General features: G+C 56.7%; 5 protein-coding genes. 1 reads left to right on the top strand and 4 read right to left on the bottom strand.

The annotated features are described in order from the left end of the window. The first annotated feature begins 110 nt into the window (after positions 1-110). Positions 111-1523 carry a purine-cytosine permease family protein gene (locus P5705_RS25685; RefSeq protein ID WP_277463672.1) on the top strand — a complete coding sequence of 471 codons (1413 nt, stop codon included), beginning with the start codon at positions 111-113 and terminating at the stop codon, positions 1521-1523. Between the two features lie 629 nt (positions 1524-2152). Here P5705_RS25685 and P5705_RS25680 read toward each other — a convergent pair. From P5705_RS25680 to P5705_RS25665, 4 genes are all read right to left on the bottom strand, one after another. Then, complete coding sequence (locus P5705_RS25680) at positions 2153-2551, bottom strand: hypothetical protein (RefSeq protein WP_277463671.1); 399 nt, start codon at positions 2549-2551, stop codon at positions 2153-2155. Positions 2552-3128: 577 nt separating this feature from the next. Further along, complete coding sequence (locus P5705_RS25675; protein ID WP_277463670.1) at positions 3129-3527, bottom strand: hypothetical protein; 399 nt, start codon at positions 3525-3527, stop codon at positions 3129-3131. A gap of 671 nt (positions 3528-4198) precedes the next feature. Beyond that, positions 4199-4588, bottom strand: coding sequence for a hypothetical protein (locus P5705_RS25670; protein WP_277463669.1), 390 nt, complete (start codon positions 4586-4588; stop codon positions 4199-4201). Then, positions 4581-5987 (bottom strand): PAAR domain-containing protein, encoded by a 1407-nt coding sequence (locus tag P5705_RS25665; RefSeq protein ID WP_277463668.1) that lies wholly within the window; start codon positions 5985-5987, stop codon positions 4581-4583. Before P5705_RS25665 ends, P5705_RS25670 begins: the two co-directional genes overlap by 8 nt. Positions 5988-6194: the final 207 nt, after the last annotated feature.

Raw genomic sequence — 6194 nt, 5'->3', positions numbered from 1 at the left:
ATTTCCCCTTCCCCGCCCGCCCCCCATCATCGTGCCAACAAGAACGCGTCGCCCTTTGCCGGCACGCCCTCGGGCACCCGCGGTTGCCCCTCCTTGCCTTGGAGTCAGTCATGACCAGTGCAGCCAATTCGGCACCCCTCATCGAGAAACACACGATCGGCTACGTGCCGCCGCAAGACCGCCATGGAAAGGTAAGGGATCTGTTCACCCTGTGGTTCGGCGGCAACATCGCGCCGCTGCCAATCGTTACCGGCGCGCTGGGCGTGCAGCTGTTCCACCTGAACCTGGTCTGGGGGGTGATCGCGATCCTGGTCGGGCACCTGGTCGGTGGCGTGCTGATGGCGCTGCACTCGGCCCAGGGCCCGCAGATGGGCATCCCGCAGATGATCCAGAGCCGCGCCCAGTTCGGCTCGCTCGGCGCGCTGCTGGTGGTGGTGATCGCCGGGGTGATGTACATCGGCTTCTTCGCCTCCAACATCGTCCTGGCCGGCAAGTCGCTGCACGGGGTGGTCGACGCCGTGCCGGTGTCGGTGGGCATCGTCGTCGGCGCCCTGGGTTCGGGCATCATCGGCATCATCGGCTACCGCTTCATCCACGTGCTCAACCGCATCGGCACCTGGGTGCTGGGCATCGGTATCGTGGTCGGCTTCGGCTACATCTTCAGCCATGTGCAAAGCGACGACTTCCTCACCCGTGGCGGCTTCAACCTGGCCGGCTGGCTGGCCACCGTGTCGCTGGCGGCGCTGTGGCAGATCGCCTTCGCGCCCTACGTGTCGGACTACTCGCGCTACCTGCCGGCCGACGTGAAGGTCTCGTCGACCTTCTGGACCACCTACCTGGGCTCGGCCCTGGGTTCGAGCCTGTCGTTCATCTTCGGTGCGGTCGCGGTGCTGGCGATCCCGGCCGGCGTGGACACCATGGACGCGGTCAAGCTGGCCACCGGCAGCCTCGGCCCGATCATGCTGGTGCTGTTCCTGCTCAGCGTGATCAGCCACAACGCTCTCAACCTGTATGGCGCGGTGCTGTCGATCATCACCCTGGTGCAGACCTTCGCCTACCGCTGGATCCCCACCGCCAAGAGCCGCGCCGTGCTGTCGCTGATCGTCCTGGCCGCCTGCTGCGTGGTGGCGGTGTTCGCCTCGGCGGATTTCATCGGCCACTTCGTCGACATGGTGCTGGTGTTGCTGGTGGTGCTGGTGCCGTGGACGGCGATCAACCTGATCGACTTCTATGTCATTCACAAGGGCGACTACGACATCCAGTCGATCTTCAAGGTCGATGGCGGCATCTACGGGCGCTACAACCCGCAGGCGCTGATCGCCTATGCGGTGGGCATCGCGGTGCAGATCCCGTTCATGAACACGCCGCTGTATGTCGGGCCGGTGTCCGCGCACATCAATGGCGCCGACCTGTCGTGGCTGGTGGGGCTGGCGATCACTTCGCCGCTGTACGGGTGGTTGGCCAGCCGGGACAGCGCTTATCGTCGTCGGCAAATGAGCGCCAAGCTGGCGGCTGGGGTGTGATGTCGTCCCGATGACCCGAAATGGAAAAACCCGCTATCGCGGGTTTTTCACTGCCAGTGCTTGAAATACGTTCTACAAATACCTCACCAGCGTGCCGCATCACGAAACTGAAGTAACTGTATTCCGCACGGTACTCGAAGAGCATCATGATTTTGTAACCTTGACGAACGACGCTAGAAAAAACAGCCCCCCCAAACCAACAAGCAAGCAGTAGCTACTCAGCTTCATGCTGCACCTCAAGAAATTCGGAAACTCATTACTGTCTTCGAGACTCAACCAACCGCGACGAAGCCCTAGGGATGGCCATATAAAAGCTAGACTCATGGCACTCACGATTAGCATGCGCGACCTCAGCCTCGTCGTCCCCCACAGGAGAATTTCATCCTCAAGGCCCCGACTCCGACCAAATGCACGGCACATGATATTAAACTGATGGGAGCCCGCAATATAGGTATTGATAATGACGCCCAGAATCAACAATAGAAAGGGGACGATCAACAACACTAGCCTTAAACCAACAGGCCACTCACTGAGATCAATCATATGCGGCCTCATAAACCAGTTAGCACCACCACCCCCCTGATTCAGCCCTCACTCGCTCCATCGAATGATCCGCTTCAACGGGGATATCAAGCACGCCTAAACTCGACTAAAAGTGCAACGAAAGCCATCCAGGCGAGAGCTACAAGTATGCAATACATACCTAACTTCATGCGCTTTCTCAAGTAGGTCGGAAAATCATGAATATCCTGCGGATTCAGCCACCCCTTACGAATACCTAGTCTTGGCCAAACCATCCCCGCCGTCATGGCACTCACCGTCATCAGTCGAAACTTTAGCGTCAGCGCCCCACCATTTTTCAGCTCCTCACGAAGACCTTCGCTTCGCTGCAGCGCGTCGCACATCACCTTGAAATGTCGCGAACCTGCGATATGCAGCTCAACTGCAAGCCCGACCAGTCCAACGCCGAAAGGAGCGAGTAGTAACACTATTCTTAGTTCCACAGGCCACCAACTCAAGTCAATCATAAACAGCCTCGCACAACAATTCGCCTGCCCTTCCCCCCGAGCTTAACTCCCCCGAAGAAACATGCCCTGATCGCTGCAATCTCACAGTTAAATCCACACGGCAAACCTCATGAAACCTATTTTTAAGGTGTCGAAAAATGGTAAGTCCATCAGTCTGACCGTGCGAACGCCAACAACCCAGTAGCAAGCACCAACCACAAAAAACCAACAAGAGATAACCATGCGGAAGTCACCATCAGTCGCCGGAGATTCTTAGGAAAACTCCTAATCTCCTCCTCTTCGAAAAGCCCTTTACCAACCACACAAGACGGATAGAGAAACGCCCTACTTATTGTACTCACAAAATGCCATCTGTATTTTAAACCCGCCTCGCCGAGGTACCCCTTCTGCTGCTTGACCCACACGCTTTTAGTCAGTACTCCAATCACTTGGCGATAACATTCAGCACGAGCAAGAAATTACTCATTTCGCCCACCACTCATATAAGGACTCCCTCAACCACTCACGCCCCTTTCCATGGCGGAGGCCCCCAGATAAGAACCAGCCCCACGCGGGCGCTGTAGCCATCAGACATGCATCATGCACGTTTGAACTCAACAAAAATCACAATAAACGATATCCAGCCCATACCAATAGCCATAAAACACATGGCGATTTTCATACGCCTTTTTAGATAACCCGGAAATTCCCGATAGTCCTGCGGATCCAAATCACCTTGTCGTATTGATTGCGCCGGCCACAACAGAGCACCTGTCATCGCACTAACCGTCATAGCTCTGAATTTCAAAGTATAGGCACCCCCTCGCCCAAGCTCCTCACGCAGACATTGACTTCGCTGAAGCGCTGCACACAACACATCAAAGTGGTGCGACATAGCAATATGCATATGAATCGCCAAGCCCGAGAATATTATAAAAAATGGAATCAGCAATGAAGCAATCTTTAAATCTGCTGACCAATTACTCAGATCAATCACGAACGTACCCACAGTGCTTCATGAGCGAGCCACATCAACAAAAAGCACAATAAATGCCGCAGAACTCAAGGCAATAAAAAGACAACAAGCCGCAACCTTCATACGCTTTTTGAGATAGGCCGGAAACTCACGATAATCCTCAGCATTCAGACTACCTCTTCGAATTGCTAAAGCCGGCCACAATAGCTCACCCATCATGGCGCTAACCGTCATAGACCGAAATTTTAAAGTATAGCCTCCCCCTCTCTTCAGTTCCTCACGCAGACATTGACTCCGTTGAAGCGCCGCACACATAACATCAAATTGTCTCGAGGAGGCCATATGCGTGATCAGTACAATACTGACAAACAAATTTACGAACGGAACTAATAGTATCGCAATCCTCAAGTCTACCGACCAATGGCTCAAGTCAATCAAATATAGCCTCGTAAATTGCATCTCCAACCTTTTCTCCGACTTGCCCAAAAACCGTACTACCCGCAAAGGAGCCTGCCCCGACCATGGCGATTCCACAGGCTGCTTTACCAACTTATCGAAACAACGAGTTTACTGGATTACTGCACCCCACCCAGAGCGCCTATGCCGCCTGCAGAAAGTTAACTTAGATATTAAAGCCCCGGTACAATACAAGCCCCCACTGGAACGCTACTCATTCCCATTGAGCGCACACTTTAAAACTCAAGAAATAGCGTAATGAATGCAGCCCAAGCCAAAGCAATCAACATGCAGTAGCTGGCCGCCTTCATACGTGTTTTGAGGTAGACGGGGAAGTTTTTATAATCCTCCGGATCCAGGCTTCCCTTACGAATTGAAAGCGCCGGCCAACATAAAGCTCCTGCCATGGAGCTCACTGTCAAAGAGCGAAACTTCAAAGTATATCCCCCTCCACGCTTCAGCTCCTCATGCAGGCATGGACTCCGCTTAAGCGCTGCGCACATCACGTCAAAATGTCGTGAGGCAGCAATATGCGCATTGATTGCAAGGCCGGCGAGCCCTGTCAAAAATGGTACAAGCAGAATCGCGACTCTCAAGTTAGCCGGCCAGCCACTGACATCAATCATAGGTTATCTCGTAAATCAACTCCCCCATCTTTTCGCCGGTTTCACTCAACGTCACAGCCCCGCCATATGAGCCTGTACCAACCATCGCTATACCGCAGACCGCTTTCCCCCATGGGCCAAAATTACAGACCAATCTGATTGCAAGTTTCCCTACCTCTGCGCCGATAGCGCCTCCCGCAAGCCCGCCAGTAAAGCTACCGGTCTCAGTAAGCCTGACTTTTTTACACTCCTCAGTTTCCCCCGCACGGCAAGCCTCATAGATTTTCATGTAAGACGATGTCGCCCCCACCCCCACCGCCACATATCCCCCATACTTCAAATACTTCGCCATCTTCGCCACTTCATCCAAATGCGTCGCATACCCCGGTATCGCCCCCGGCGCGCCAGCCTTGGACCAGTGGTGTACCAGGCTTTTCGTGGAGATCCCCAACCCCTTGCGCAGACTTTCATGCCTGCCCAGGTCCAGGTACTTGCCAAGAAACGCGCTGCGCAACTGCGCGTTCAACTGTGCATACAACACCTTGCGCTCAGCAAAGAACTGCTGGCTGTTCAAATGCCGGTGCAAGGCGAATTCCCGCTGGTGCAACCGCTCGATCCCCTTGAGCGTGTCCCCCACCTGCCCTATTCCCCGCGCCAGCATGTCCTTGCCTACGCCCATGGACAGACTGGCGCCGCTGAGCACCCCGGCGACTTCGCCGATGTGCTGCATCATGAAGTCGGCTTCCTCCTCGCTGAGGATCGCCAGCGACTCACGGGCGCTGCGCGCCGCGGCCATCAAATCGGCCTCTTCGCGAGTGCAGGCGAAGCTGTTGTCGGGCGCGCCGAGCACGAAGAGCTCGCCGGCCTTGAAGCCTTGGTCGAAGGTAGGGTTGAGCCGGCGCACCAGCGACATGGGCAGGGTGCCCTGCACCGTGGCCAGCTGCTGCAGCACCTGCTCGCCGGCCATGCTGCGGGGCACGATGTAGAACCCAGGTTGCAGTGCGGGTTGCAGTGCGGAGGGTGCCGTAGAGACGGCGTGGGTGGCAGGCATGGGCCGCTCGACAACACCACGCGGGACAGTCCGGGGATCGCCGGGTACCGGCGCCGACGCCCCGCGCGCCTGGCTGGGCATCTCGTCCAGCGGGGCAATCAGGCGATTGCTGCCCAGCGGGCAACCACAGCGCACGCGCGCGCCGTCGACGACGGTGGGCACGTCGTCCTGCAGGAAGCGAGGGTCGCCGTCGATGAGTGTGCCCACCTGGCCGCAGCGTGGGCAGGGCGTGGTCGAGTCGCCCTCGAGCAACCAGCCGCTCCCGTTCACGTTGCCCGCCGCACGTTTGCCGATGCACGTGGCGCCCGTGGTGGTGCGGTCGCCATCGAGGCCTTGCGCCTTGCCGAAGATAACGATGCGCCGATTCATCGGCGGGCACCCGATAAGCGATTCCTTGTCATGCGGCGTTTCCTTGTGCGTGGAAAACGCAGAACGCTAGCAGCTCAGCGGTGGCGCTGGGGGTGCCGGTGGCAAGTAAGGAAACCTCCTACAGTAGACTGGGATGACTCTGACTTACGCAGCCTTTTCGAGGCGTTCGCCGGGAGCCTTGCAGCGCTCTCAAGACCGAGCGCCGCC

The sequence above is a fragment of the Pseudomonas entomophila genome, assembly GCF_029478665.1.
Taxonomy (GTDB): domain Bacteria; phylum Pseudomonadota; class Gammaproteobacteria; order Pseudomonadales; family Pseudomonadaceae; genus Aquipseudomonas; species Aquipseudomonas entomophila_F.
This window is presented reverse-complemented; position numbering and strand designations above follow the sequence as displayed.

Coding starts and splice junctions, on each gene's coding strand:
- P5705_RS25665 (WP_277463668.1), bottom strand. CDS start 5,987: ATGAATCGGCGCATCGTTATCTTCGGCAAGGCGCAAGGCCTCGATGGC.
- P5705_RS25680 (WP_277463671.1), bottom strand. CDS start 2,551: ATGATTGACTTGAGTTGGTGGCCTGTGGAACTAAGAATAGTGTTACTA.
- P5705_RS25685 (WP_277463672.1), top strand. CDS start 111: ATGACCAGTGCAGCCAATTCGGCACCCCTCATCGAGAAACACACGATC.
- P5705_RS25670 (WP_277463669.1), bottom strand. CDS start 4,588: ATGATTGATGTCAGTGGCTGGCCGGCTAACTTGAGAGTCGCGATTCTG.